This window comes from Rhodococcus sp. FW305-130 (genome assembly GCF_058788335.1).
Genome location: NZ_JBYTAP010000003.1, coordinates 272,276 through 298,214 on the forward strand (window position 1 = coordinate 272,276; position 25,939 = coordinate 298,214).

A 25,939-nucleotide genomic window follows, 5' to 3' on the forward strand; every position below is an offset into this window, starting at 1 on the left:
CGATATGGACGGTCGTATCGACCAGTTGCAGGCTCTGGCCCACTTGGATCGGGTCGGCGGCAAGCGACGAGGATGGCTCGCTACTGCGATCGAGTCTGAATGCAGCGACGTCGATCAACCGCTGGTCTCAACGTGACGGCATCCGTATCCTCCGGTGCACATCTGGGCGCGATTCCGGTACGAGTGCGCTTCGCTGCGGCGTCGGGGACTGTTCTCCAGCCCTTGAACTCGTCGATGATCGCAGTGGCAATAGTTGGCATTGCTGCCCAATTCGGGTCGTCGGCGGGGGTGTCGTGGATCATCTCGGCCATGTACATCACCACAGCGGTGTGCGCGCCGATGGCGGGCCGCCTGGGTGTGTTGCTGGGTGCCCGCAGGGTGTTCGTTGCGGGCTTGGTGCTCGTGGCGCTCGGGTCGCTGGCGGGCATGTTCGCGCCAAGTGTGCCGATGCTGATCGCGTCGTACGTCGTTCTTGCGATGGGAATTTCGGTACATATGCCGAACGCGATGACCATGGTGCGCGCGTACGCCGAGCGCTACCGGCGACAGTCGCGAACTGCCCTCACCACCCTCGTCATGTGCGGTCAGTCGGTCGCTGCATTGGGGCCGACCTTGGGCGGACTGTTGGTAGGTACGTTCGGGTGGCAGTCAATCCTGTGGGTCAACCTGCCGGTCGTCGTTCTCAGTGCGATCGCGGTACTGCGCGCCGATCTCGGGGGAGTGCAGAGTGGCCGCTTGACCGCGCGAAACGCTCTGCACGCGTTGGACGTTCCGGGTATTGCTCTCTTCCTGGTGGCCATCACGTCAACGATGCTGTGGTTGGTGTCGATGCGCGCGCAGCCGACGTGGTGGTTGCTCCCCGTGGCGGTCGTGTTCCTCTCACTGTTCGTGTGGTGGGAACGGCGGGCAACGGAACCGTTCATCGATGTTCGGGCTCTGGTCCGAAACCGGGCTCTCAGTGCGACTCTCGCACGAACACTCGTCACCTATTCGTGCTTTTACCTCATTTTCTTCGGCATTCCGCAGTGGCTGCAATACTCGCGGGGGATGACCGCGATCGAAGCGGGCCTGACGATGCTGCCCGTGGCCGGCATGAGCGTCTTCGCCACCGTACTGGGAGCCCGGACCTATCGACGGTACGGCCCACGGGTTACGTTGCTGATCGGCACGTTCGCGCTGTGCGTCGGGGGTGTTCTGATCGCGCTCGTGGAGAGCAGTACGGCACCACTGGTGGTGCTCGCTCTCGTTGCGTTGGTCCTCGGAATACCCAATGGGTTCAACAACATCGGCAATCAGAGCCTGGTTAACTCGGTGACCACGGTCGAAGAGGTGGGCACCGCGATCGGAATGTACCGCACTGCGGCGTTCATCGGTGCGAACCTCGCTGTGGTCACACTGCAGATGACCGCAGGCAATGTGGTGGACGACGCCGGACTGCACCGCACCGGGTGGTTCATCGCCGGGGTCTCTGCACTGCTGCTCGTCGGAATCGGTTTCTCACGACACATGGGCAACGCGATCAGGTCGGAAGTCATCGGTCCGTGAGGGCGGTCGATACGAAGTGAGTCCGGCCAGCACAGCGACGATCGAGGCAACGATCACGACCACGACGTACCCGGTTCCGATGTCGGGCAACGCGATCGTATTCGTCAACCGCCCGGCGACGAGACCGGGCACTGCACCTCCGGTGTAGGAGATGAGATAGAGAGTGGACAAAGTGCCGGCGCGGTCTTCTGCCGGCAGGCCGGCCAGAACGCCGCGCATACCACCGCTGTTTGCGGCTCCCTGTGCGAAACCCGCAGTGGCACTGGCGATGAGGAAAGGCGCGATTGCTGCATAGTGTAGCGAGACGACGGCGCCGATGGCACCGGCAACGAACAAGGCGAGACCCATTCGCTGAGCCGAGGAGGGGCGCCACCGTCCGGTGCAGATCCCGCCGAGCGGCGACAGGATGACGACCGACGCGAACACTACAGCGATCATCAGGGCGTCGGTGGTACCCAGGTAGTCCGCGGTGAGACCAGGCGCGAACGCTTGGTAGAAGCTGCTGAACGACCATGTTGCGACCAGGGTGCCGCCGGCGGCGAGCACTGCGCGTCCGGCTCCCGTGGGGACGTGCACGCGGGGCAGTAGCGATCGGAGTGCGCCCGGTCGGCGCCGACCGGATTCGGGGCACGCGAACATCAGCAGGGTGAAGAACGAGAGCACCACGGCGACGGATGTGAAGCCCAGTTGGCGCGGTGCCGGACCGAACTCGATGAGCGCTCCGGAGATGAGCGCTCCGAGGGGAATCGCGAATGCCGGTGCACTACTGGTGATCACCGCAGGCAACCATGGATACCGCCGGGTCGGAGCGAGATCGATCACCATGGCGCCGATTGCACTCGATGCGATCCCACACGCCAGGCCTTGAAGTGCACGGCCACCGACGAGCATGGGCAGCGTGTGGACCTGCGTCAGAATCGCAGTGCCCGCGATCGAGGAAACCATGGCCATGATCGCCATCGGGCGCCGCCCCAGATGGTTGGACAGGCGACCGAACATGAGGAGCGACAGCGCGGTCACGCACAGGTAGGTGACCGTCGTGAGGGCCAGATCTGCGTCGGTCAGCCCGTCCTCGACGCGAAAGGTGTTGTACAGCGGGATAGGTGTACCGGAGGAAAGGAAGATCAGCATCAGTGATGCCGACGCGACTACGAACGCAGCCGAGCGTGGCAGGGTGACCCTCGACGGGCTGATCATCGTACGGTCACGCACTTCATTCGAAAACTCCGTTGTCCTGGAAATCGCTACGCGTCCCAGCCAACCTCGCGGGTTCGAAGAGGAGAAGGGTCTGTCGATACAGGTACTGGCAGTGCCTCCTTCTGTGCGTCCGAAGACATTACCGTCGAGAAGTTCGGGTGTGGCATCCCCGAAGCTCGACTGCAGCTGAACCGACCCTGCCCCGTGATCGGAGCCGTTCGTCGAACCTTGACGTGCGACGTCGGTCACAGCTACTCTCGGCGGTGTTCTTTATTACGAACTGCAGTGCGCATATTTGAACAAATGGAAGGTCGGACCACCGACCGCCATTTCGGTGATCGAGGAGTGTGTCTGGTGATCGAACGCGATCAGATCTACATCAACGGCGCGTGGGTGCCGTCTACGGGGACCGATGTCCTCACCGTCGTCAACCCGGTGACAGAGGAGCCCGTTGCGACGATTCCGGCGGGCACGGTGGAGGACGTAGACAAGGCAGTAAAAGCGGCTGCGGCCGCGTTTCCCGCCTGGTCCCGGACTTCGGTAGAGGAGCGCATTGCGGTGCTGCAGAAGCTGGCGAAGCTCACCGCCGACCGGGCCGATGAGATCACGGCGGCCATCGTGAGCGAGATCGGACAACCCGCCCACATCGCAGCGGTTTCCCAGGCAGCAGGAGCAGTGCAGGACCTCGAGAGCATTGCAGAGAGCCTGCCGACCATTGTCTGGGACGAGGAGATCGGCAACACGACGGTGACGCGAGACGCCGCCGGCGTGGTCGCCGCGATCACGCCTTGGAACGGACCGATGCGCATGGTCTGCATGAAGGCGGGAGCGGCTATTGCAGCCGGTTGCACCGTGGTTCTCAAGGGCACCGAAGTTGCGCCACTGAGTTCGTTCATCTTCGCCGAGATGGTTGCCGAGGCCGGACTGCCGGACGGTGTGTTCAACCTCGTCTCCGGCGATGGACCGGTCGTCGGTGAAGCATTGGTGACGCACCCGCTCGTCGACATGATCTCGCTGACGGGATCAGTCCGCGCTGGTAGCCGTGTCATGGAATTGGCGTCGCGCTCGGTCAAGAAGGTTGCCCTCGAGCTCGGAGGTAAGTCCGCCAATGTCATTCTCGAGGACGCCGATCTGGCTGCCGCCGTCGACGACGGGATAGACGACGCGTTCCGCAACTCCGGCCAGGTGTGTGGTGGTCTCTCGCGCATGCTGGTTCCGCGTGCGCGACTCGCCGAGGCGGAAGAACTCGCCGTACGCAAGGCCGAGAGTTTCGTTCTTGGCGACCCGTACGACCCCGCCACTACTCTCGGGCCGGTTGCCAACGTGAATCAACGAGATCGTATCCGGGGTTACATCGAGTCCGGCCTGTCCGAAGGCGTCCGTCTGCTGACCGGTGGACCCGAAGCCCCCGAGGGCCTGGAGACGGGTTTCTTCGTCCGCCCGACAGTGTTTTCGGGTGACAATACCTCGCGTATCGCTCGCGAAGAGATCTTCGGTCCCGTCATCGTCATCGTGCCGTTCGACGACGAGGACGACGCCTTCCGTATCGCCAACGACACCGATTACGGTCTTGCAGGGGCGATTTGGGCGGGCGACGCCGAGCGGGCGAAGTCACTCGCCAAAAGGCTGCGTGCCGGACGTATACGCATCAACGGGTCGCCGATCAACCCGCACGCTCCGCACGGAGGGTTCAAATTGTCCGGTATCGGACGCGAATTCGGCCGGTACGGTATCGAAGAGTTCCTCGAGTACAAGTCGGTCGGCTGATCAGCAGACTTTTCGAAACGAGGTCAACGAGATGTTCACAGTGAATGCCCGCTCCACGTCTGCCCCGGGAGCTCCCTTCGAAGCAGTGGTGATCGAGCGACGCGATCCTGGTCCCGGAGATGTGGTGATCGACATTGCATTCTCGGGGATCTGTCATACCGACGTGTCACGGGCGCGGAGCGAGTTCGGGACCACGCACTATCCGCTCGTTCCTGGACATGAGATCGCCGGAGTTGTGTCAAAGGTCGGCTCCGATGTCACCAAGTTTGCGGTGGGTGACCGCGTCGGCGTCGGTTGCATCGTGGACTCGTGCCGCGAATGTGATTACTGCCGAGCGGGTTTGGAACCGTACTGCCGCAAAGATCACGTGCGCACCTACAACTCCATGGGGCGAGACGGGCGAATTACTCTCGGCGGATACAGTGAGAAGATCGTCGTGGACGAGGGATATGTCCTGCGCATCCCCGATGCCATCCCGCTCGACCAGGCAGCGCCACTGCTGTGCGCTGGGATCACCATGTATTCGCCACTGCGACACTGGAAAGCGGGACCGGGGTCTCGGATAGCGATCGTCGGATTCGGCGGCCTCGGCCATGTCGGAGTGGCGATCGCTCGGGCTCTCGGAGCCCACACCACAGTGTTCGATCTGACGATGGACAAGCATGACGACGCGATCAGGCTTGGCGCCGACGACTATCGTCTGTCGACCGACGCCGGAATCTTCAAGGAATTCGAAGGCGCCTTCGAGCTGATCGTGTCCACCGTGCCGGCAAACCTCGACTACGACTTGTTTCTGAAGATGCTGGCCCTCGACGGGACGTTCGTTCAGCTCGGGGTTCCGCACAATCCGGTCAGCTTGGACGTGTTCTCGTTGTTTTACAACCGCCGCTCGCTGGCGGGCACTTTGGTCGGCGGAATCGGAGAAACGCAGGAGATGCTCGACTTTTGCGCCGAGCACTCGATCGTCGCCGAAATCGAAACAGTGGGCGCCGACGAGATCGACAGCGCGTACGACCGCGTCGCCGCCGGAGACGTTCGGTACCGAATGGTGCTCGACGTAGGAACGCTTGCGACGCAACGGTAAGTAACGGTCGCCCGATGCGCCCCGCACCTCGAGGTGCGGGGCGCATTGCGTTCGTCGGTTGACCTGAAGGTGGCTCCACTGCGCGTGCGCTGAAACACTCACGCCTGTATGGAGTTTCATCCACGCAGTCCTCGAAGGCGCGTATCTGGTTTCCGTTGCTTGTTCCGTGTCGGGCGCTCCCTGGGGGTCGCATATGTGACAGCGAGATCCGTGCACCTTGACGAGTGACTGCGACCACATTAGTGTTCACATTGGTTCCTGATAAGGAACACAAATACGTATATACGCACAATACGGAGAGCCGTTCAGTGTCGTACTCGGTTGACGCAGGAGAGGAAATCGCTCATGAAGGTAGGGTTCATCGGCCTCGGAGGTATGGGGTCAGGGATGGCGCACAACCTCCTGAAGGCGGGCTACGACCTGATCGTCTTCGATCTCGATCGTGACCGTGGAACAGAGTTCGTCGACGCCGGCGCAACGTGGGCGGAGTCGATCGCGGACCTCGGTAGGTCGGTCGACATCGTCTTCACCTCCCTCCCTGGCCCGGTCCAGATGAAAGAGGTCGGGCTGGGCGAGAACGGTTTGATCAGCACGCTGCACCGCGGGGCCGTCTGGTACGACCTGACCACCAACTCCCCGACGGTCGTCCGAGAGGTCGACGTCGCATGCCGCGCGGCCGGGATCGAACTCTTCGATGCACCGGTCAGTGGCGGACCCAAAGGGGCCAAGTCGGGCAAGCTCGCCATCTACATCGGCGGTGACAAGGATTCGTTCGAACAGCACGGCAGCATCCTCGATGCCATCGGAGACAAGGTCCTGTACGTCGGAGAGGTCGGAGCCGGCAACGTGGCCAAGCTCGTCCACAACTGCGCCAGCATCACCATCCGGGCGGCCATCGCCGAGGTCATGACAATGGGTGTGAAAGCCGGGGTCGAGCCCGAGTCGCTCTGGCACGCGATGCGTCAAGGTGCCATCGGACGCGCGCGCACGTTCGACCGCATCGGTGATCGGTACCTGCAGGGCGCGTACGAACCGGCTTCCTTCGCTTTGGCGTTGGCGGACAAAGATCTTCGGCTCTCGCTCGAGTTGGCCGAAGAGCACGACGTTCCGATGCGACTCGCCGAACTCGCGCAGGCGGACTTCAAGGAAGCGCTTTCGCGCGGATGGGGAGGACGCGATTCGCAGTCTCCGATGGAGCTCCAGAACGAACGCGCCGGCGTCACCATCAAGCTGTCTGCCGACGAGGTCCAGAGTGTCCTCGACCGCGGCTGATTTTTCCCCCACCCTCTACCCCATAGGAGCACGCGTTGAGCACCACCAGAGAAACCGGCCGTCAGATCTTGGGCGAACTGATGGGCCCCGATTACGTCGAGAAGAAGGACAAGAAGCGCAACTCCTTCAACGACGTCATTCAGGACTACTCGGAGGAGGTGTGCTTCGGGCGCACCTGGTCACGTGACGGCATCAGCCGCAAGCAGCGGAGCATTCTCAACATCGCAATGCTGACGGCGTTGAATCGGCCGGCTCAGCTGGCACACCACATCGAGGGCGCTCTCACCAATGGGTGCACCGTCGACGAACTGAAGGAGATTCTGCTCCAGACCGCGGTGTACTGCGGACTTCCCGCCGCCGGAGAGGCTTTCCGGGTAGCCGAGGAAGTTCTTCGCGCCGGTGGGCATCTCGACTGATTCATTCCCTCCAACTAGGAGCTACACCCCATGACACAGAGATCGGACGCAGTCACGGATCCCGCCGTGCCGCCACCGTCGACCGGCGCTACCACGCCACCGAAGATGAAGAAGGTGGCTGCAGCCAGCTTCGTCGGCACCGTCATCGAGTTCTACGATTTCGGTATATACGGAACCGCTGCGGCACTGGTGTTCCCGACGTTGTTCTTCCCTGCGCTCGGCACCGCTGCTGGAACTGTGGCTTCGTTCGCGACACTCGGTGTGGCATTCGTCGCCCGGCCGTTCGGTAGTATTCTGTTCGGCCATTTCGGTGACAAGATCGGCCGTAAGAAGACGCTGATCGCCACGATGCTCCTGATGGGCATCTCGACCGTTCTGGTCGGTCTCATGCCCACGGCGAACACGATCGGTGTGGCAGCACCGATCATCATTGTGTTCCTGCGCATCTTGCAGGGGCTCGCGGCCGGTGGCGAGTGGGGCGGCGCAGTCCTGTTCGTCTCGGAACACTCACCGAAAGCCAAACGCGGCTTCTGGTCATCCTTCCCGTCGTTCGGCGGTGGCATCGCCATCATCCTGTCCAATGCCACATTCTTGATCACGGCGCTGACGATGAGCGACGAGACGTTCCTGAACTGGGGTTGGCGTGTGCCGTTCCTCGCCAGCTTCCTACTGATCGGTGTCGGCCTCTGGGTTCGGCTCTCGATCGACGAAACACCGGTGTTCGCAAAGCAAGCCAAGGTCGTAGGCGTCACCCGCACCCCGTTCTTCGACGCGTTCAAGCATCAGCCTCTGCAGATCCTGTTGGCCACCGGCGCCACCGCGATGACCCTGTCGCTCACCTACGTGGGTGGTCCATACCTGGTCAGCTACGGAAGTGGCACCCTGGAGTTGGAACGCCCGTTCGTGTTGACGATCGCCGTTCTCGGCGGCGTGGCGATTTCGGTCGCCGTTCTCCTCGGTGCCGTGTTGTCGGACCGTATCGGCCGTCGCCGGATGATTTTGATCGCCGGTGTCCTAGCCGTCATCTGGACGCTGACCCTGTTCCCGCTTCTCGATACCCGATCGCATCTTGCGTTCGCCCTCGGCGTGCCGGTCACGATGTTCATCTCCGGGCTCGCGACAGGGCCGCTCGGCGCATTCCTGTCCGAGCAATTTGCGACTCGATACCGTTATACTGCAACGGGATTGAGCTACAGCCTGGCCGGAATGCTCGGTGGAGCAATTCCGCCCCTGATCGCGACACCGATCATCTCCACCTGGGGAAGCTTCGCATTCGGGTGTGTTATGGCGGGCATCGCTTTGGTCTCCATCATCTGTGTTCTCGTGATCGGTGAGACCAAACAGTACGAACTTGACTCGGATGAAGTGTCACGTCGATCCGCGGCCCCCACCCCCAGTTGAGAGAATCCGACCCGATCGCCGCTGCGCCCCGACCGGGCGCAGCGGCGATCGACGTCGGTGGAACACGAGGAGATTCAGTATGCCCGGCACACATCTGATCCTGTTGCGCCACGGCGAAAGCACGTGGAATGCCGACGACAGGTTCGCTGGATGGGTGGACATTCCACTGACCGATGGCGGTCGCGAAGAGGCGATCCGCGCCGGCCACGCAATCACAGAGGCAGCCGTCCTTCCTGATGTCGTACACACTTCGCTTCTGCGACGGGCGATCTCGACAGCAAACACCGTTCTCGACACGACGGATCGCCACTGGATTCCGGTACGCCGCACGTGGCGGCTCAACGAACGACACTACGGCGCGCTGCAGGGTTGCAGCCGTGGGGATATTCGAGACAAGTTCGGCGCGGATCAATTCAAGCGATGGCGTCGATCGTTCGACGAGGCGCCGCCTCCCCTCGAACCGGGATCGCCATGGGGGCAGGACCGTGAGATCCGTTACCAATCGTCATGCGTGGATGTGCCGAAGACGGAATCGCTCCACGACGTTACGACCAGGCTGCTGCCGCACTGGACGGGCTCCGTTGTTCCCGACTTACGTTCGGGAAAGACAGTTTTGGTTGTCGCTCACGGGAATGTGCTGCGCACGTTGTTGATTCACCTGCATGGCATACCCAGGTCCGAGGCGGATCAGATTCAGATATCCACCGGTGAGCCGCTATGGCTCACGCTCGACGAGTCGTTGCGCCCGATGTGAAACGGGCGCCCGTTGAATCAACGATTCAACGGGTCTTCGTGGCGCGGTTCTGCCACTTCTGAACATGTTCGAGCAGCAGGGCGCGAAGTTCGTCCGCCCGAGGCTCCATGCGGGACGTGGGGCCGACCAGAGTGACTTCGGCCGCCGCCTTCCCGTTCGGGCCGCGCACGACGGTGGCGAGTGCGTAGCGGGTGCCGTTGTGCAAGGTGTTCTGGGCGATTCCAGTGCGTTTGATGTCGTCGTACTGGGTGAGGAATTCGTCGACTAGATCGTTCTCCTCGCGCCCACGCCGACGCAAATAGGCGTCGCGATGTTCGGGGGCCAGTTCCGCGAGCAACGCCTTGCCGCCGGCTGTCTCGAGCAACCCGCGTCGGATGTTGGACCGAGCTGCGAAACCCGCGAGGAGATCGGCACCGACCTCGGAGACGTAGATGAGATCGTCTCCCGCCTGAACTCCGAGGAACACGGTGACTCCGGCCGCCTCGTGTAGCGCCTGCAGATCGGCGTCAGTGACGGACCCGGCGCGCAGATGTCCACTGGCCAAGGTCAAGCCGTGCAACGCGGGTCCGATGTAGAAACGAGTGTTGTCCTGATACAACCAACCTGCGGCGACGAGACCACGGATGAAGCCGTACACGGAGCTCTTCGGCGCGTCGATCGCGCGCGACAGCTCGGCGAAGGTCATGCCGGGGTTGTAGACGACCTCTTCGAGGATGCGTGTCACACGGTCGATCGTGCGATGGTTCTGAGGTTCGCGGTCTTGGCCTGCACTCGGTTCCTCGGTCACAGCCACCATTTAACCTCATCCTCACTGTAGGTCCTCGTCCGCCGCAGGTCGGCGATCATGATCCGCTGAATTCCGGTGGTCTCTTCCCGATGGATGCGGCTACACCTTCAGCGAAGTCAGCAGAGTGAAGAAGTGCGGTCTGCGCCGTAGCTTCCTCGTCCAGCGCTGCGACCACACGCGAGGCCAGGTCACGCCGGAGGGTGGACCTGATTGCGGTGAGGGACAACGGCGCCGACCGGGCGATATCCGTCGCCCAGTCGAGAGCCGTGGTGCGGGGATCGTCATCGGTGATTCGGTCGACGAGCCCGAGCGCGAGCGCTTCCGCCGCGTCGACATTACGGCCGGAATACAGCAAGTCGAGTGCGTATTGCTGGCCGATTGCCGCCGGCAACGTCACCGACAGTCCGAACCCGTGATGAAAGCCCAGCCGAGCGAAGTTCGCAGTGAGCCGTGCCCTGGGCCCGGCCACGCGGAAATCCGCCGCCATCGCGAGTCCGAGTCCGCCGCCGACCGCCGCGCCCTGAATGGCCGCGATGATCGGTTTGCGAGTGGTGAACAATTGCGACGCCGCGCGATAGACGCGTCGCAGCATGTGCTGATCGACGCCGCGCAAATCGGCGCCCGCGCAGAAGCTCTTGCCCTCCGCGCACAGAACCACGACGCGCACGGATGGATCTGTGTCGAGGTTGACGAGCGCGTCCGCCAACTCCTTCAGGCTGTTCTCATCGAAGAAGTTGTGTGGCCCGCGGCGTATCTCGACGATCCCGACGTTGCCTTGCACATCGACTGCGATCGTCTCGGTGGTGACGGTCTCGGCTGTAGTCGTCATCGGGACTCCACCTTCGTGCGTGCATCGGCAACGACGGCGTTCTTGTCGATCTTGCCTGCGTGGTTGACCGGAAAATCCTCGGTGACGACGATCCATCGCGTGGGGACGGCGAACGAGGCGATGGTGCCGCGCAGTCGATCACCGAACTGCGTCGGGTCGACATCGGACTCGAGTACGAGAGCCGCCGCCACTTCCTCACCGAGATCCGAGTGCGGTACCCCGAAGACGACCGCGTCCTTGACCTCGGGCAGGCGTACGAGTGCGGCCTCGACAGAAGCCGGGGCAATGTTCTCGCCGCCCCGGATGATCATGTCCTTGGATCGGCCGGTGATCCAGAGGTACCCCTCGTCGTCGAGGTGTCCCAGGTCGCCGGTGTGCAACCAACCGTCGCTGTCGATCGGGGATTCGATTTCGCCGAGATAACCGAGCATCTGGGTGGGGCTGCGCAGCAGGATCTCACCGTCGGGGAGTTCGGGTCGCGGTGCGATGGAGATCTCGACGCACGGCAGAGCCCGTCCGGTCGTCCCTGGGTGTTTGACGGTGTCCTTGCCGGACGCCGCCACTCCCTGGCCACCGTTCTCGGTCAGTCCGTAGCCGGTGGCGACGCGAGGTTCGACGCCGGGCAACCCGGTGCGCAGTCGTTCGAGAAACTCTGCGCCGACAGGGGCTCCGCCGACGGTGACAGCTCGCAGCGTTGTCAGGTCACGAGTCCGAACGTCGGGATGTTCGAGCACGCGGGTGACCATGGTGGGCACCGCACTCCATCGTCGGATCTTCCAGTCCTCGACGAGCCGGATGGCTTCGGCGGGGTCGAATCGGCCGGCAGGCATGACAAGCGTGTCTCCGACGCAGATCGCCCGCAGCAGGGTCTGGACGCCGCCGACGTGGAACATCGGACCGGTGTGCAGTGCGGACTCGCCGGCCGTCTCGTCGACCAGGTGGGGTAGTCGCCGAGTGATGTCGAGCAGCATCTGCAGTCCGGAGAGCAATGAACGGTGAGACAGGACAACACCTTTGGGCTTGCCCGAGGTTCCCGACGTGAAAATCACCACCGCTGGGTCCTCTTCGGCTGTGCCTGGGTCAACGAATGGAGTGGCTGCGGTCGGCGACGGATCGGCCGTGGGCGACCACGTGGCGACCTTGTATCGGTCCGGAACGCGGGAAGCGATGCGCTCGTCCGCGAGGACCAACACAGGTTCCACGAGTTCGAGGGAGCTGACCAACTCTTCCTCGCTCCACCACGCATTGGCGAGAACGGCGACGCCGCCCACAGCTACGGTGGCCCAGAAGTTGACGATCCACTCCGGGCTGTTGAACCCCAGCAGAACGACCCGATCGCCGGATCCGATTCCGGCAGAGGTGAACTCGTGGGCGCGGGCATCGACCGATGCGCGGAACTGCTCGAACGTCACCACCCGCTCACCCTGCACGATGTGCGCGCGGTCCCCCCACCGGGACGCAAACGTGAGGAGCGATCCCAGCCGGTGCGGACGCTCGGAGTACATCCGGAATGTCAGGTCGCCGACCGTCACGGGTTCGATGTCGGAGCCCCATCTTTCGGACTTCGACGTGGCCGATCTCGCGGCTTGCGTGGTGGTCACTTCGCAGCCGCCTCGGCGCGGTAGGGGAGACGGATGACCGCCGAACCGGGCATCACGGACTGCTCGCGCTGGTTGGTCGCCCAGGTCTCGACCTTGACCACATGATCGCCGTCGCCGTCGACAAGCTTTTCCGTGACCTTGCCCCCGAGCCTGACCACGTCGGAGAGGTAGACGTGCGAACGGTACTGGTCGTGCAGCGATTTCAAGAACCCGTCGTCGCCCATCCAGTTGGTCAGGTGATGAATCTGCCAGCAGGTGCGTTGGATGCCCACGTCATAGGCCATCTGTGCGCCCTGGAGGCTCGCGGCGTAATCGTTGTAGTGGACCGAGTACACGGGCTCGAGTGCGTGCGTGTTCGGGTCTCGGAATGCCCACTTGGGGTGCTTCTTGTATCGGCGCAGAGCGACACCGTGTGCGGCGAGCCGGGGGATCGGTGCGGCACCGGAGGCGACGAACGCGATCTCGTCCGTCAGACCGATCGGGCCCTTGGTGATGATGCCGAGGTCGTCGCCCACCTGAACGTCGTCCCAGTAGCGCTTCTCGGCGCCGCGTGGCGACTCCGCCAGCACATCGGCGTCGACCCTCGCCAGTTCGGCATCGGTCCACGGGTGTGGCAATTCGATCTTGCGTGACTCTCGCTTGGCCTGCATCTCGGTGCGCTCGAATCGCATGCGGGAGCAGATGAACGTGGCGACAAGTTCGTCGTTCTGGTTCCGGTATTCCTGCCGCAGGTAATCCTTGATGCGGCGGCCGGCGAACTTGCTGGCGTCGATGGGCCCGTCGAATCCGTCGAACACCACGCGCGCGGTGATCTTGTCCCCGACCCTGATGGGGTGGTGGAACTCCATGTTGGTCTCGGCGTGGAAGCCGCCCAGTCCGGGCCATCCGACCTGGACGGAGCCGAGGCAGGCGAAGATGAAACTCGGGGGAGCGATGAGTTCGCCGTGCGCAGTGCCGGCGGCGTATGCCTCGTCCGTCCACAGCGGGTTGTCGTCGCCGATGCCCTCGGCGAACCGAAGGATTGCCAAACGTGTGGCGTATTCGTTGTTCACGGAACCGGCCGTGCGTAGCTCGGTGCCGATCAACGCACGCATCTTCTCGAGCATCTCGTCCGTGAACTTGCCCTCTGCCAGGCTCTTGCCGATTTCAGGTTCTGCAGTCTGCGTCATAGTGTCCGTCCGTAATTAGAAAAGAAAGTTCGTATTTAAGAACTTATATGCCGTATCTGCTGTGGTCAATGGCGGATTACGCCAGCGTCGACACCACGGACTTCGTCTCGAGGTAGCTGTCGAGGCCGTCCAGTCCGTTCTCTCGGCCCCATCCCGACTGCCGGTAGCCGCCCGCAGGCATGTACACACCACCGGCGCGATGGACGTTGATTCCCACGCGGCCCGCACGTAGACGTCGGGCAATGGAGTGGCCGACCGAGCCGTCCGCTGTCCATACACTCGAAGCGAGCCCATAGGAGCTGTCGTTGGCGAGCGCCACTGCTTCGTCGATGTCCGAGAACGGCATCACACCGAGGACCGGTCCGAAGATCTCCTCGCGCATGACGCTCATCGACTGATCGACGTCGACGAGTACGGTCGGTTCGAAGAAGTACCCTGCGTCGCCTACGCGGTTGCCACCGGAGAGGACGGTTGCGCCGGCGTTGACACCGGCATCGACGTAGGACGTGACCCGGTCGAGCTGTTTGCGGGAAATCAACGGTCCGAGATCCACGTCGGGCTGGGTTCCGTATCCGATGCGCAGTTTGCGGCCCTCGGCCGCGACACCGTTGACCACTTCGTCGTAGACCGACTCGTGAACGAACAGTCGCGTTCCTGCAGCGCACACCTGGCCCGTGTTCCAGAACACCGCACCCGCAACTCCGGGAATTGCGGCGGCGAGGTCGGCGTCAGGCATCACGATGACCGGCGACTTGCCGCCGAGCTCGAGCGAGAGCTTCTTCATGTTGCCCGTCGACGCGTGGACAATGGTTCGGCCGACGTCGGTGGAACCGGTGAACGCCACGGCGTCGACATCCGGGTGGGCAGTCAGGGCAGCGCCCACTGTCGGACCGGGGCCGGTGATCACGTTCACCACGCCGTCTGGCACGCCGGCCTCGGTGAGAATTTGTCCCAGCCACAGCGCAGTCAGTGGGGTTTCGTCGGCGGGCTTGAGCACGCACGTGCACCCGGCCGCAAGGGCGGGAGCGAGCTTCTTCGACGCAGAGATGATGGGAGCGTTCCACGGGACGATCATCGCGACGACGCCGACCGGCTCGCGGAGCGTGTAACCCTGGATGCGCTTCTCCCCGGGTCCCAGATCGATGGTCTGACCGTGGATCTTGTCCGCCCAGCCGCCGTAGTACTGATATTGAGCCGCCGCTTCGAGCACCATCGACCGTGCCTGCGGAACGGGAATTCCCATGTTGCGGCTCTCCAGCGCGGCGAGAGCATCCACGTTGTCCCGCATGATCTGCCCGGCCTGCCAGAGGATCGCGCCCCTCTGCTGAGGAGCCAGGCGCATCCACCGTTGTTCGTCGAACGCGCGCCGCGCCGCAGCGACTGCGAAATCGGTGTCCTTTTCCCCGGCGAGCGCCACGTTCGCGATCACCTCACCGGTGCCCGGGTCGTAGGTCGGGAACGTCTCGCCGGATGCGGCCTCGATCCAGGCGCCGTCGACGAGCATCGGCACGCTGTCCGCTTCCTTCAGGCTCTCCGGGTACGCCCAAGCATTTGCTGGTGAGAGCGACATCGTTTCTCCTCTTGAATTGATCTTTCGGTCCACGCTTATGCGGGCAGTGATCGAATCGGTTGTCTCGTGCAGGTGGGGTGAGTCGGCCCCGAAGGAATGACGGGATTCGTTCTCACTCCATTCTGTGTTCTTATATAGAAACATCAGTCCTGATTTATGGATACTTTGAACGTATCGACCGCCTGCGGACTGTGTCAAGGCTCACGATCTCTTGATGTTGCAGCGTGGGCCACTTGACGCCCAGTGATTGACAGCACGTTGCGGCCGTCCTAGTGTTCTTAATAACAAACCATTGTCCGTAAATACGAAGTTGGAGGTCTGCCGATGCCGGCACTCAGCGGTGTGAAGGTCATCTGTGTAGGTCAGTTCTACTTCGCCCCCTACTGCTCCATGTTGCTCGCTCGTCTGGGCGCAGACGTGATCAAGATCGAGGCTCCCGAGGGCGATCCCTACCGCCGGCTGCCGAGCGCCGACCACGACGGCTCATCCGTGCAGTTCACCATGCTGAACTCCGGAAAACGGGCGATGAAGGTCGACCTCAAGCATCCCAAGGGGCAAGAGATCGTTCGCAAGTTGGTCGAGCAAGCCGACGTTCTCATCCAGAACCTCTCGCCCGGCGCGATGGACAGGTTCGGGCTGGGATACGACGCTCTGTGCGCGATCAACCCACGGCTGATCATGGCGTCGGGAACCGGCTTCGGATCGTTCGGACCCTATGCGGGTGAACCCGCGATGGATCTGACAATTCAGGCCCGCACCGCGATCATGAGCACGACGGGGTTCATGGAAGGCGCACCCGTGCGCACCGGACCGTCAGTCGTGGACTTCATGGCAGGCACCCACATGTTCAGCGGGGTCCTGGCCGCGCTGTATCAACGTGAACACACCGGCCGCGGACAACACGTCGAGGTCGCGCTGCAGGATGCGATCCTTCCGGCGCTGTCGTCGAACATTGCCGGTCACATCAACAGCAACGGCGCCATGCCCGAGCGCACGGGCAACCGGCACGGCGGGCTCGCCGTGGTGCCCTACAACGCGTACCGGACCACCGACGGCTGGGTGACAGTGCTGTGTCCCACCCAATCTCACTGGGAGAGGTTGTGCGGAGTCATGGACGACCCGGATGCCAAGGACGATCGGTACAGCACCATGTCGGGTCGTACAGCGCACTCGGACGAGGTGGACGTGCTGGTGGAGCGGTGGACGTCAGCGCACACCAAGCAGGAAGTCGCACACCTTCTGTCGAGGACGGGAATCCCGACCGCACCGGTGCTCAGCCTCGCCGAACTGATGGATGATCCGCACGTTCAGGCGCGTGGGGTGCTGAGGTGGATGGACGACGAGTCTGGCAGGTGGTTGACGCTGGGCAGTCCGTTGTTTTTGTCCGACTCTCCGATGGTCGAGCCGGATCGTGCGCACGGACTCGGTGCCGACACCGACACGATCCTGCGGGACGAACTCGGAATGACGGAGGACGAGGTCGCAGCCCTCCACTTCGAAGGCGCGATCTGAGTTTTGTAACCAAGAAGGCAATCGAAAGGTAGATCATGATGCAGGGCTTGGTATTCGAAGGCGATCGGCAGATCTCGTTGCGCGATTTCTCCGATCCGAATCCTGGTCCGGGCGAGGTGTTGCTTCGTGTAACTGCCTCCGGAATGTGCGGGTCCGACCTCCACTATTACCGAGCAGAGGCGAGCGCGCCCGACGCGCCGGTGTGTATCGGCGGCCACGAGCCGGCGGGTGTGATCGAGGAACTCGGTGCCGGCGTCGACCCCGTGCGGTTCGCCGTCGGCCAACGCGTGATGGTCCATCACTACGCCGGGTGCGGCGGTTGTGAGGCCTGCAGGTCGGGATGGACACAGATGTGCACTACCGGTCCGGCGACGGTGTACGGCAAGTCGGCACACGGTGCGCACGCTCCCTTCATGACGGTCTCTACGCAGTCCGTCCTGCCGCTGTCCGACAGCTTGTCCGATATCGCGGCGGCCGCCATCGGTTGCGGTACGGGCACCGCCTGGGGCGCACTCGATCGGGTGGGCGACGTCGGTGGGGCGGACCTCGTCGTGTTCGGCCAGGGGCCGGTCGGTTTATCCGCCACGATGCTGGCCACTGCGCGTGGCGCTCGAGTCATCGCAGTCGATCTCGCCGACAGCCGACTCGAACAGGCCCGTGCCTTCGGGGCCGCGGAGACGATCAACTCGGGCTCGGTGGACCCGGTCTCGATGATCAAGCAACTCACCAGCGGCGGAGCCACGGTGGCGATCGAAACTTCCGGTGCGACAGCCGCAGCGACTGCCGCGCTGGAATCTCTCGCCCCGTGGGGCCGACTGGGCGTCGTCGGTCTCGGCGGGCGCATCGAGGTCGACGTCCGCAAGTTCCTCTCGCGTCAGGTCACCATTGCCACGTCGTGGTCGCTGTCGAGCGTTCAGCAGATTCAGTGCGCGAATTTCGTCGATCGGCACCATCTGCCGGTCGATGATCTCTTCAGTCATCGCTGGACCCTCGCCGACGCCGTGGAGGCATACGCGGAATTCGACAAGCAGACGTCCGGCAAGGGCGTCTTCACCTTCTGACCGTCACCTTTTGACTGACAATCCAGAACTTCGAGAAAGCGAAACACTCACATGACCGACACTCCGAACCTCGAATTGCGCCACGCGACACCTGCCTTCCGCACGTTTGCCGGCGAGAAGGCCATGTCCGCGCTTCCCCGTGAGCTCGACCGCGTCGGAGCGAGCCGAGCGGTCGTGATCACGGTCAAGCCCATCCTCGACTACCCCGAGGCGATGCAGCGGTTGTACGACGCCCTGGGATCGAAACTCGTCGGGCTGTTCGACGGCGTCGTCGAGCACAGCCCGCTACCGGCGGTGAACAACGCGCGTCAGTACCTCGAAGACATGAAAGCGGACGCGATCATCGCAGTCGGCGGTGGATCGTCGGTCGTCACCGCGCGTGCATCGTCCATTCTGCTGGCCGAGGACAAGGACATCCGCGAGCTGTGCACCCAGCGCGGAGCCGACGGAAAACTTACGAGCCCGCGCCTGTCGGCTCCGAAGCTACCGCAGTGGGTCGTCCCCAGTACTCCGACGAGCGCCTACGCGAAAGCTGGTGCTGCGGTGCGCGATCCGGAGACCGGAGAACGGCTGGCATTGTTCGACCCGAAGGCGCGCGCGCAGGGGGTCATCCTCGACCCGGTCATGGCCGTGACGGCACCGGAACGGCTCGCCTGGTCGGCCTCTCTGAACGTATTCTCCATGGCGATCGAGGGCCTGCAATCCAGTACAACCGACCCCCTCGCGGACGCCCTGCTGATGGGAGCGCTTCGTGGCGTCAACGAGTGGCTGCCCCGGCTTGCGTCCGACCCCAAGGGTGCACAGCCGCGGCTGAACCTGATGCTGTCGTCGTTGCTGAGTGGTCAAGGTAGTGATTTCACCGGTGGCGGACTTGCACAGGCGCTTTCGCATGCGATCGGACCCAGGTCCTCGGCATCCAACGGCGTCGTCGAAGCGCTGATGCTTCCACATGTCACGCGCTGGAATGTGCCCGTAGCCGCCGAACGTATCGCAGGCATGGGGGCAGGCCTCGGGATCGTCGACCGAAGTGTCGACGGTGTCATCGCTGAAATCGAGCGCCTGCTCGAGGTATTCGGGGTGCCCACCCGTCTGCGTGATATCGGCGTCGAGAACGACGACATCGCCGAGGTCGCGGACCACGCACTGGACGACTGGTCGATCACGACCGGACCCCGCGCCGTGGACCGTCAGCAACTCATCGAATTACTGACGGCCGCTTGGTAACTCGCAGAATCAGACCTGGGTGGACGGGCGCAGGAGAATTTCGTTGATGGCCAGGTGACGAGGCCGACCGATGGCGAACGCAATGACCTCAGCGATGTCATCGGCAGTCACCTCGGCCTTGCTGTACATCTCGTTGACCGCAGTGTTGGTCGACTCGTGGGTGATATGGGTCGGAAGTTCGGTAGCGACGACGCCGGGCTCGATCAAGGTGACGCGCACAGTCGGAAGCAGCTCCTGCCGAAGAGCTTCCGACCAACCGTTGATCCCCCACTTGGTCGCCGCATAGACGCCGTTTCCGGACCGAGCGGTGCGGCCGGCCACGGACGAGATATTGATGATGTCCGCGCGGCCGCTGGCGGTGAGCTGGTCGAGGAAGACTTCGGTGGTGGTTATGGCGCCGAGAAGGTTCACCTCGATCATCTGCCGATAGTCCCCACGCTGGTCCGCCGAGAACGGCCCGAGGAGCATCACGCCGGCGTTGTTGACGAGCACGTCGGCGCCACCGAGTTCCTTCTTGACCTGCTCCGCCGCAGCAACGAGGGCATCGCGGTCGGTGACGTCAGCCTCGATGGCAAGCGCGCCGTCGCCGAGGTCTGCTGCGAGCGCGTCGATGCGATCGCGCCGACGTGCGAGGAGTGCAACCTTGAAACCGGCGGCGTGGAGATGGCGCGCCGTCGCCTCACCGATTCCGGACGACGCTCCGGTGATAACGGCTACACCTGCAATGGAAGAGGTCACGATGTTCCTTTCGTTCGGGTCTTCGGTGAGACCAGTCAACCTGGCCTCTCGTGCGGGTGGGAGGGCTTGCCGATACAGGTAACAGCAGTGCCTCCCTGGTTGGCACGACGGGTCGTACCGTCGGTGTGATCCGGGGGCACACGCACAACGACTCGAAAGGCAGACGATGGAGATCGACCCGCAGAAGCCGACAGTCAAGAATCCCGCAGCACGATTCGCCGGGGACGTCTGGCTCGACCCGATCGCGTTTCCCCGCGAGGACGGTCAGCGCATGACCGTCGCGAAGGTGCGATTCGCTCCTGGAGCGCGCACGGCGTGGCATTCGCACGCGGTGGGGCAGACGCTGCACATTACCCAGGGCGTGGCCTGGGTCGGCACTCGAGGTGGTACGAAAATGGAAGCACATCAGGGTCAGACGCTCTACTGCCCGCCGAACGAGGAGCATTGGCACGGAGCTTCCGCGGACTCGTTCATGGAACACCTTGCAATGCTCGACAACGCCGAAGACCCTTCGACCACCACCGCCTGGTTCGAGCACGTCACCGATGACGAGTATCGCGCATGACCGGCGAACCGGCGTTCTTCTCGGTCGACAGGACGCCGCACGGCGATGTTCTAACTCCACTGCCCACTGCGGCGGGCAACTGGGGCCCGAACAGGATGCGAGGGCTGGCTGTCAGTGGCGCGCTCGCGCGCGCCGTCGAGCATGCCGTGCCAGACTCCGAATTCCGGCCGGTGCGTTGGACACTGGAACTCTGCCGCGTTGCGACAATGGATAGATGTCACGCGGACGTCAGGATTATTCGCACCGGTAAACGGATCAGTCTTGTCGAGGCAGACCTGCTGCAAGGGGATACCAAGGTCGCCACCGCCAGGGCACTGTTCCTCAAACCCGACCCGGATGTCTCCACCGCAGATGTGTGGTCACAGACTAGCCAGCTGCAGTGTCCACCGACTGATCTGAGCCCGGGTACCGAAGAGCCGCGGCTGCATTACAGCGATGACACAGGATGGGTGTCCACTCCGGCATCCGACCACAACGGCACCCGAAAAATCATGTGGGTGTTGGGAGTTCGGGTGGCGGAGGACGAAGCGCTTTCAGCCTTTCAATTCGCTGCCAGCGCAGCCGATGTGGCGAGCGTGGTCGGTAACTGGGGAACTGCAGGCATGCAGTTCATCAATGCCGACGTCACCCTCGCGCTCGCCCGGCTACCGCAGGGACTCGAGATCGGCCTCGCCGCAACGGATCGCGTCGAAACAGACGGAATCAGTACGAGCACCGTCACCGTTTTCGATCGGAGCGGGACTCTGGGTACCGCGGTAGTGTGCGCTCTCGCCAACGTGCACGCTTCCGTCGACCCGCGCATGCGCTGAACGTGGCAGACAGCATCGAGCCTCCGGGCAGGCACTGGCAGTACCTGGTACGCCAGTAACTCCCCTCGGCCGCCGAATCACTCTTTACTGGACGTATGCAGCAGACACCCCACAGCCAATCCCACCGACCACGTCAAGTTTCGCGACGGTCCGCCGTCGGGGGCACTCTCGCCCTCGGGGTGGCCGGGTTGGCCGGAATCGCAGCCGGATGCGCCCCCGATTCTGGCGTGAACGTACCAACGAGTACTGCGCCTAGCCGGACCACCGACCCGACCCGACGCGCAGCATCCGGGTCGGTGTTACTCGCCTACTTCTCGCGATCCGGAGAGAACTATTACTACGGAGATCGGACCGAACTCGAGATTGGCAACACCGAGGTTCTGGTCGGGATGATCCGTAGTCGCCTCTCATGCGACGTGCACAAGATCGAACCGGCCGACCCGTACCCGTTCGACTACGAGGAAACGGTCGAGAGGAACAGGAACGAGCAACGCGACGACGTGCGGCCCATCATTGCCAACCAGCTGTCCTCCTTCGGGACACATTCGATCGTTCTACTGGCAAGCCCGGTGTGGAACAGCAGCGCACCGATGATCATGCACACGTTCGTCGAATCCCTGGATTTAGCTGGCGTGACCATCTATCCGATCACCACTCACGCGGTCAGTGGGCTGTCCGGAGTGCCGAGTGTCTACGAAGAACTGTGTCCCGACGCGATCATTGGCGCCGGATTCACAGCTCGGGGGGAGGCAGTGGCCGAGGCAGGGGGTGCACTCGACGACTGGCTGCGCCAGGTTGGGCTCGTTTGACGCTGGGGCGAACGGTCTCGACCCGTGGTGCCCCCAGAACTTCGTGGGCAACCGTCGACGACACCAGCACCGCCGAGGCCTGAGGTCAAAACCCATAGGCCTGAACTGATTATCTGGTGCTTAATGTCAGACGTCAGACGTCCGCGTCGGAGCTACTCGATAACTCGAGAAATCTGGGATCAACGTTCGGCACTGGTGTCAGATCAGCTCCGGATTCTCGGCGTACACCTCTTCGAGGATCGACATGTCGAACAGTTGGTCCGCCGTAATCTCCAGTCCCGCTTTCGACAGTGCTGCGATGTTCTGTTCGATCAGTTGGGGTGTCATCGTGAACAACCCGTTTGCTTTGGTATCTGCCGACACCACAAGATCGTTCTGTGCGGTGGCTTCCTTGATCTGCTCTTCGAGTTCCAGGTTCTGGTCCTTGCCGTAGACCTCGACGGCAAGCCGTGCCGACTCTGCCGGATCAGCGACCGCATCCTTCCATCCCTGGATCTCGGCCTTCAGGAATGCCTTGAGCTTGTCCCTCTCGTTGTCGATGGTGGACTGGAGAACCGTGAACGATTCGGCGACCAACGGCAGGTTGTAGTCCGCGAAGAGGAAGTGGGCGTTGGGGAAACCTTTGGCGGCCAGTGTGATCGGCTCGTTGGTCACGTAGGAGACCCAGCCGTCCACCTCGCCGTTTGCCAGGGGGCTCGGATCGAACTGCGCGGGCACGATCGTCATCTGGCTTTCGGTCAGGCCGTTGGCTGCCAGGAGAGCTCCGAAGACGAGCTGATTGGAATCCTGGACGCCGATCTTCTTGCCGATCATGTCCTGCGGTGAGTTGATCGGTGCCGCAGCGGAACTGACAATCGCAAACGGATTCTTCTGGAACGTCGCCCCGACGATCTTTGCCTCCAGTCCGTCGAGTACGGCGGGTGCTGTGAGCTGCGGTGCGGACATTCCGATCCACACCTTGCCGGTGTCCAAGCCGGCTTCGACGCCGGTACCGGCTGCGCCACCTGCCACCAGGTCTACATTCCCGAACCCGGCATCCTTGTAGTACCCCTTGTCGAGAGCGAAGTACTCACCGGCGAACTCGATGTTCTTGATCCAGGACAACTGCACTGCAACTGTTCCGAATTCGGAACCGTCGTCCGTGGTTCCGCCACTCGAACTGCTGGAGTCACTGCTACACGCGAGCAATGACGCACTACCGGCGACTGCGATGCCGGTCAGCGCGGAGTAGCGGAAGAAGGCCCTGCGGTCCAGCTGGCGGACGGGCTTGAATGGCGTCATGAATCGGAACACTAAGGCCAGTCGGTTTCGTTCAGTTTGCTTGGGAGAGAGAGTTTGTTGAGGTCGTGTTAACAGATGTCACGACTTGCCCGCCGAAGGACCGAAACGAGACAGAGCGATGCTTTCGAAGATCCCGACCACGGCGTAGAGGACGATCGACACCACGGTGATCACCACGATAGATGCCCACAATTCGTTGTACTGGTAGCGCGGAATGGCTTTGATCATGCTCGAACCCAAGCCTTGACCGCTACCGAGCCATTCGCCGATCAGTGCTCCGATCAACGCGCCGGGCACTGACACCCTAGCGGCGGCGAACACCGCCGGAAGTGCGGACGGTACGGACACCATTCGCAATGCGGTCCAACGACTCCCGCCGTACACAGCGATGAGGTCTTGTGCCTGAGCTGGAGCGGCGCGCAGACCTACCATGATCATGACCAGGGCCGGAAAGAACACCACTATCGCAACCATGACCGTCACACCCACGATTCCGCGGCCGAATATCAGGACGATGATCGGGGTCATCGCAACGAGAGGAACAGATCGTAGAAGCATTGCAACGGGCATGAAAGTCTGTTCGACAGTGCGGGAAACGACGAAGATCGATGCCACCACGAGCGCGGCAGTCATCCCGACGGCAAAGCCGACACCGGCGTCGCGCAGAGTGATGAACAGGTTGTCGATGATGCCCGAACGAGCGTCGGCGGATTTAGGACCGGAGAACAGGTACTCCCAGACGTCGGCCGGCGTCTTTCCCACACGCGGGCCGACCTGGGGGAAGGCGTTGAGGAAGACCACCCAGATGACAAGCAGCAGTGCCGAGGCGATGGCAATCGGAGCGAGGAATCTCAATGTTCCTCGTACCGCGGTCATTTCTGTGCTCCCGGAGCGCTCGTCCACGGGGTGACGAGCCGGGCGATCGCTGCGACGACGGCGTATCCCAGGCCGGCGAGCAAGGCGGCGGCGATGGCCATTCCCCACGTTCGCGGGACGTTGTACGACGTCTGAGCGGCCGTGAGTGCGACGCCGATCCCGCTGTCCACCCCGCCGAGATACTCTCCGAGGATGGCACCGAGTACAGCCGAGGGTGCAGCAATCTTGAGGGCGGCAAAGGTACTCGGAAGTGCGCTCACCAGTTGAACTTTGGTGAACTTCTGCCAACGCCCACCGCCGTAGGCGGCAACGAGATCGAGACTCGTCTTGTCGGCCGATCTCAGGCCAGCGAGTGTGCCGACCATCGTGGTGAAGAAGCAGTACATCGCGGCGAGAAAGATCGTGGGGGTCCGGCCGCCGAAGACGACCAGGATGATTGGGCCAAGCGCCAACAGCGGTGTGCAGTAGCTCAGGATCGCCAATTGTGTGGCCAATCCCTCGATGGGCGGAATGAGGACGACAAGCACGGCAAGCGTGATCGCCAGCAGATTTCCCCAGAGAAAGCCCTGCAGCGCACCGGAAGCCGTGACGGTGAAATTGGGTCCGTACAGCGACCAACCGTCGTCGAACATCGTCGAGACAACCACCCACGGCGTCGGAATCGTGCCTCCCGCAACACCGGCCGCCGCCAGAATCCACCAGAGAGCGATCAGTCCGCAGATGCCGACTGCACCGCCGAACCACGTTGGACGCTTCAATCGGATCCGGCGCGGTACAGATTGCTGCGCCGCCGCGGTCGCGACGTTCTCGATATCGGTAATTGTCATGCGACGCCTGCTTTTCCGAAGAGCAGTCCGGAGAGGTAGTCGTGGATCTCGTGGAACTCGGGTGTACGCATCATCTCGGGTGTACGCGGGCGCGGGAGGTCGATCGGCACGACTTCGAGGACGCGTCCGGGCCTCGGCGTCATGACGGCGACGACGTCGGAGAGGAACACGGCTTCGGCGATTCCGTGAGTCACCATCAACGTGGTCGCCGGTTTCTGGGTCCAGATCCTGAGCAATTCGATGTTGAGCCGTTGGCGGGTCATGTCGTCCAGCGCGCCGAAGGGTTCGTCGAGTAGGAGGACACTCGGCTTGACCACGAGCGATCGTGCGATCGACACACGCTGACGCATACCGCCGGACAATTGGGCGGGCTTGGCCTTCTCGAATCCCTCGAGGCCGACGAGCGCGATCAGGTCTGAAATCAGCCCGGGGTCGGGATCGATGCCGGCAACCTGCAGCGGCAGTTTGATGTTGGAGGCCACTGTTCGCCACGGCAGCAAAGCTGAATCCTGGAAGGCGATTCCGAGTTCGCGGCGCTTGCGTAACTCGGCGGGTGACTGTCCGTTGACAAGTGCTGTTCCCGACGTCGGAGTGTCGAGGCCCGCAAGGATGCGGAGAACGGTGGACTTCCCGCATCCGGACGGCCCGAGCAGAGACAGAAAGGATCCTTCGCTGGTTTGAAGGGACACGTCGGTCAGCGCGGTCACCGACCGACGACCCATCTCGAAGGTCTTGCCGAGGCCGGAGATGTCGAGACCGGTTCCAGCGGGGCGAGGTGTGGTGACGGGACTGGTCATTCCCGCACAGTACGAACGTCCGGTTGCGGTCATGTTGCCTGCGCGTCA

The 25,939-nt window shown here is 62.9% G+C and carries 24 protein-coding genes; 13 read left to right on the top strand and 11 right to left on the bottom strand.

Annotated elements, in window-relative coordinates; genetic code table 11:
* Positions 1 to 132: 132 nt before the first annotated feature.
* Positions 133 to 1,545: an MFS transporter gene (locus AC3WQS_RS11310; RefSeq protein WP_024488181.1), complete on the top strand. Its 1,413-nt coding sequence runs from the start codon at positions 133 to 135 to the stop codon at positions 1,543 to 1,545.
* Here the strand turns inward: AC3WQS_RS11310 and AC3WQS_RS11315 are convergent.
* A complete protein-coding gene (locus AC3WQS_RS11315) occupies positions 1,498 to 2,757 on the bottom strand; it encodes an MFS transporter (RefSeq protein ID WP_020906230.1) in 1,260 nt (419 codons plus the stop codon). The two genes, AC3WQS_RS11310 and AC3WQS_RS11315, sit on opposite strands and share 48 nt — an antisense overlap.
* Before the next feature lie 288 nt (positions 2,758 to 3,045).
* Between AC3WQS_RS11315 and AC3WQS_RS11320 the strand changes: the two genes are divergently transcribed.
* The 6 genes from AC3WQS_RS11320 (at position 3,046) to AC3WQS_RS11345 (ending at position 9,436) form a co-directional block, all read left to right on the top strand.
* A complete protein-coding gene (locus AC3WQS_RS11320; RefSeq protein ID WP_169801338.1) occupies positions 3,046 to 4,509 on the top strand; it encodes an aldehyde dehydrogenase family protein in 1,464 nt (487 codons plus the stop codon).
* A gap of 31 nt (positions 4,510 to 4,540) precedes the next feature.
* Positions 4,541 to 5,593 (top strand): NAD(P)-dependent alcohol dehydrogenase, encoded by a 1,053-nt coding sequence (locus tag AC3WQS_RS11325; RefSeq protein ID WP_020906232.1) that lies wholly within the window; start codon positions 4,541 to 4,543, stop codon positions 5,591 to 5,593.
* Positions 5,594 to 5,938: 345 nt separating this feature from the next.
* A complete protein-coding gene (locus AC3WQS_RS11330; RefSeq protein WP_020906233.1) occupies positions 5,939 to 6,865 on the top strand; it encodes an NAD(P)-dependent oxidoreductase in 927 nt (308 codons plus the stop codon).
* A 35-nt stretch (positions 6,866 to 6,900) separates the two neighbouring features.
* Positions 6,901 to 7,281, top strand: coding sequence for a carboxymuconolactone decarboxylase family protein (locus AC3WQS_RS11335; RefSeq protein ID WP_020906234.1), 381 nt, complete (start codon positions 6,901 to 6,903; stop codon positions 7,279 to 7,281).
* Positions 7,282 to 7,311: 30 nt separating this feature from the next.
* Positions 7,312 to 8,682, top strand: coding sequence for an MFS transporter (locus tag AC3WQS_RS11340; RefSeq protein WP_020906235.1), 1,371 nt, complete (start codon positions 7,312 to 7,314; stop codon positions 8,680 to 8,682).
* Between the two features lie 79 nt (positions 8,683 to 8,761).
* Positions 8,762 to 9,436: a 2,3-bisphosphoglycerate-dependent phosphoglycerate mutase gene (locus AC3WQS_RS11345; RefSeq protein ID WP_020906236.1), complete on the top strand. Its 675-nt coding sequence runs from the start codon at positions 8,762 to 8,764 to the stop codon at positions 9,434 to 9,436.
* 25 nt (positions 9,437 to 9,461) lie between these two features.
* Here AC3WQS_RS11345 and AC3WQS_RS11350 read toward each other — a convergent pair whose 3' ends face one another.
* The 5 genes from AC3WQS_RS11350 to AC3WQS_RS11370 all read right to left on the bottom strand — a co-directional run bounded on the left by AC3WQS_RS11350 (position 9,462) and on the right by AC3WQS_RS11370 (position 15,392).
* A complete protein-coding gene (locus AC3WQS_RS11350; protein ID WP_020906237.1) occupies positions 9,462 to 10,232 on the bottom strand; it encodes an IclR family transcriptional regulator in 771 nt (256 codons plus the stop codon).
* Positions 10,233 to 10,278: 46 nt separating this feature from the next.
* On the bottom strand, positions 10,279 to 11,052 hold the full coding sequence (locus AC3WQS_RS11355; protein ID WP_020906238.1) for an enoyl-CoA hydratase/isomerase family protein: 774 nt from the start codon (positions 11,050 to 11,052) through the stop codon (positions 10,279 to 10,281).
* Positions 11,049 to 12,653 (bottom strand): class I adenylate-forming enzyme family protein, encoded by a 1,605-nt coding sequence (locus AC3WQS_RS11360; protein WP_020906239.1) that lies wholly within the window; start codon positions 12,651 to 12,653, stop codon positions 11,049 to 11,051. Before AC3WQS_RS11360 ends, AC3WQS_RS11355 begins: the two co-directional genes overlap by 4 nt.
* On the bottom strand, positions 12,650 to 13,822 hold the full coding sequence (locus tag AC3WQS_RS11365; protein WP_020906240.1) for an FAS1-like dehydratase domain-containing protein: 1,173 nt from the start codon (positions 13,820 to 13,822) through the stop codon (positions 12,650 to 12,652). Before AC3WQS_RS11365 ends, AC3WQS_RS11360 begins: the two co-directional genes overlap by 4 nt.
* Positions 13,823 to 13,898: 76 nt before the next feature.
* Complete coding sequence (locus AC3WQS_RS11370; RefSeq protein ID WP_020906241.1) at positions 13,899 to 15,392, bottom strand: aldehyde dehydrogenase family protein; 1,494 nt, start codon at positions 15,390 to 15,392, stop codon at positions 13,899 to 13,901.
* Between the two features lie 324 nt (positions 15,393 to 15,716).
* Here AC3WQS_RS11370 and AC3WQS_RS11375 point away from each other — a divergent pair, with 324 nt between their 5' ends.
* Genes AC3WQS_RS11375 through AC3WQS_RS11385 form a run of 3 tightly spaced genes read left to right on the top strand, consistent with a single transcriptional unit; the run spans position 15,717 to position 19,189 of the window.
* Positions 15,717 to 16,904 carry a CaiB/BaiF CoA transferase family protein gene (locus AC3WQS_RS11375; protein WP_020906242.1) on the top strand — a complete coding sequence of 396 codons (1,188 nt, stop codon included), beginning with the start codon at positions 15,717 to 15,719 and terminating at the stop codon, positions 16,902 to 16,904.
* 35 nt (positions 16,905 to 16,939) lie between these two features.
* Positions 16,940 to 17,965: a zinc-dependent alcohol dehydrogenase family protein gene (locus AC3WQS_RS11380; RefSeq protein WP_020906243.1), complete on the top strand. Its 1,026-nt coding sequence runs from the start codon at positions 16,940 to 16,942 to the stop codon at positions 17,963 to 17,965.
* A 51-nt stretch (positions 17,966 to 18,016) separates the two neighbouring features.
* Positions 18,017 to 19,189, top strand: a complete 1,173-nt coding sequence (locus AC3WQS_RS11385) for an iron-containing alcohol dehydrogenase family protein (protein WP_020906244.1) — start codon at positions 18,017 to 18,019, stop codon at positions 19,187 to 19,189.
* 9 nt (positions 19,190 to 19,198) lie between these two features.
* Here the strand turns inward: AC3WQS_RS11385 and AC3WQS_RS11390 are convergent, their stop codons facing one another.
* Complete coding sequence (locus AC3WQS_RS11390; protein ID WP_020906245.1) at positions 19,199 to 19,927, bottom strand: SDR family oxidoreductase; 729 nt, start codon at positions 19,925 to 19,927, stop codon at positions 19,199 to 19,201.
* Between the two features lie 166 nt (positions 19,928 to 20,093).
* Between AC3WQS_RS11390 and AC3WQS_RS11395 the strand changes: the two genes are divergently transcribed.
* The 3 genes from AC3WQS_RS11395 to AC3WQS_RS11405 all read left to right on the top strand — a co-directional run bounded on the left by AC3WQS_RS11395 (position 20,094) and on the right by AC3WQS_RS11405 (position 22,110).
* Positions 20,094 to 20,492 carry a (R)-mandelonitrile lyase gene (locus tag AC3WQS_RS11395; protein ID WP_020906246.1) on the top strand — a complete coding sequence of 133 codons (399 nt, stop codon included), beginning with the start codon at positions 20,094 to 20,096 and terminating at the stop codon, positions 20,490 to 20,492.
* Positions 20,489 to 21,301, top strand: coding sequence for an acyl-CoA thioesterase domain-containing protein (locus AC3WQS_RS11400; RefSeq protein ID WP_020906247.1), 813 nt, complete (start codon positions 20,489 to 20,491; stop codon positions 21,299 to 21,301). Before AC3WQS_RS11395 ends, AC3WQS_RS11400 begins: the two co-directional genes overlap by 4 nt.
* Before the next feature lie 227 nt (positions 21,302 to 21,528).
* Positions 21,529 to 22,110: a flavodoxin gene (locus tag AC3WQS_RS11405; RefSeq protein WP_050768647.1), complete on the top strand. Its 582-nt coding sequence runs from the start codon at positions 21,529 to 21,531 to the stop codon at positions 22,108 to 22,110.
* 198 nt (positions 22,111 to 22,308) lie between these two features.
* Here the strand turns inward: AC3WQS_RS11405 and AC3WQS_RS11410 are convergent, their stop codons facing one another.
* The 4 genes from AC3WQS_RS11410 to AC3WQS_RS11425 form a co-directional block, all read right to left on the bottom strand.
* Positions 22,309 to 23,391, bottom strand: a complete 1,083-nt coding sequence (locus tag AC3WQS_RS11410) for an ABC transporter substrate-binding protein (protein ID WP_020968444.1) — start codon at positions 23,389 to 23,391, stop codon at positions 22,309 to 22,311.
* Positions 23,392 to 23,469: 78 nt separating this feature from the next.
* Positions 23,470 to 24,267 (bottom strand): ABC transporter permease, encoded by a 798-nt coding sequence (locus AC3WQS_RS11415; RefSeq protein ID WP_492712728.1) that lies wholly within the window; start codon positions 24,265 to 24,267, stop codon positions 23,470 to 23,472.
* A complete protein-coding gene (locus AC3WQS_RS11420; RefSeq protein ID WP_317558049.1) occupies positions 24,264 to 25,094 on the bottom strand; it encodes an ABC transporter permease in 831 nt (276 codons plus the stop codon). Before AC3WQS_RS11420 ends, AC3WQS_RS11415 begins: the two co-directional genes overlap by 4 nt.
* On the bottom strand, positions 25,091 to 25,924 hold the full coding sequence (locus AC3WQS_RS11425) for an ABC transporter ATP-binding protein (protein WP_492712729.1): 834 nt from the start codon (positions 25,922 to 25,924) through the stop codon (positions 25,091 to 25,093). The genes AC3WQS_RS11420 and AC3WQS_RS11425 overlap by 4 nt, the downstream gene beginning before the upstream one ends.
* Between the last annotated feature and the right edge of the window lie 15 nt (positions 25,925 to 25,939).

What these genes read in the sequence shown, in the direction of transcription:
- AC3WQS_RS11340 (WP_020906235.1), top strand. Translation starts at nt 7,312, where the DNA reads ATGACACAGAGATCGGACGCAGTCACGGATCCCGCCGTGCCGCCACCG.
- AC3WQS_RS11370 (WP_020906241.1), bottom strand. Translation starts at nt 15,392, where the DNA reads ATGTCGCTCTCACCAGCAAATGCTTGGGCGTACCCGGAGAGCCTGAAG.
- AC3WQS_RS11410 (WP_020968444.1), bottom strand. Translation starts at nt 23,391, where the DNA reads ATGACGCCATTCAAGCCCGTCCGCCAGCTGGACCGCAGGGCCTTCTTC.
- AC3WQS_RS11320 (WP_169801338.1), top strand. Translation starts at nt 3,046, where the DNA reads ATGGAAGGTCGGACCACCGACCGCCATTTCGGTGATCGAGGAGTGTGT.
- AC3WQS_RS11400 (WP_020906247.1), top strand. Translation starts at nt 20,489, where the DNA reads ATGACCGGCGAACCGGCGTTCTTCTCGGTCGACAGGACGCCGCACGGC.
- AC3WQS_RS11355 (WP_020906238.1), bottom strand. Translation starts at nt 11,052, where the DNA reads ATGACGACTACAGCCGAGACCGTCACCACCGAGACGATCGCAGTCGAT.
- AC3WQS_RS11420 (WP_317558049.1), bottom strand. Translation starts at nt 25,094, where the DNA reads ATGACAATTACCGATATCGAGAACGTCGCGACCGCGGCGGCGCAGCAA.
- AC3WQS_RS11395 (WP_020906246.1), top strand. Translation starts at nt 20,094, where the DNA reads ATGGAGATCGACCCGCAGAAGCCGACAGTCAAGAATCCCGCAGCACGA.
- AC3WQS_RS11380 (WP_020906243.1), top strand. Translation starts at nt 16,940, where the DNA reads ATGATGCAGGGCTTGGTATTCGAAGGCGATCGGCAGATCTCGTTGCGC.
- AC3WQS_RS11375 (WP_020906242.1), top strand. Translation starts at nt 15,717, where the DNA reads ATGCCGGCACTCAGCGGTGTGAAGGTCATCTGTGTAGGTCAGTTCTAC.
- AC3WQS_RS11365 (WP_020906240.1), bottom strand. Translation starts at nt 13,822, where the DNA reads ATGACGCAGACTGCAGAACCTGAAATCGGCAAGAGCCTGGCAGAGGGC.
- AC3WQS_RS11325 (WP_020906232.1), top strand. Translation starts at nt 4,541, where the DNA reads ATGTTCACAGTGAATGCCCGCTCCACGTCTGCCCCGGGAGCTCCCTTC.
- AC3WQS_RS11385 (WP_020906244.1), top strand. Translation starts at nt 18,017, where the DNA reads ATGACCGACACTCCGAACCTCGAATTGCGCCACGCGACACCTGCCTTC.
- AC3WQS_RS11350 (WP_020906237.1), bottom strand. Translation starts at nt 10,232, where the DNA reads ATGGTGGCTGTGACCGAGGAACCGAGTGCAGGCCAAGACCGCGAACCT.
- AC3WQS_RS11425 (WP_492712729.1), bottom strand. Translation starts at nt 25,924, where the DNA reads ATGACCGCAACCGGACGTTCGTACTGTGCGGGAATGACCAGTCCCGTC.
- AC3WQS_RS11330 (WP_020906233.1), top strand. Translation starts at nt 5,939, where the DNA reads ATGAAGGTAGGGTTCATCGGCCTCGGAGGTATGGGGTCAGGGATGGCG.
- AC3WQS_RS11345 (WP_020906236.1), top strand. Translation starts at nt 8,762, where the DNA reads ATGCCCGGCACACATCTGATCCTGTTGCGCCACGGCGAAAGCACGTGG.
- AC3WQS_RS11415 (WP_492712728.1), bottom strand. Translation starts at nt 24,267, where the DNA reads ATGACCGCGGTACGAGGAACATTGAGATTCCTCGCTCCGATTGCCATC.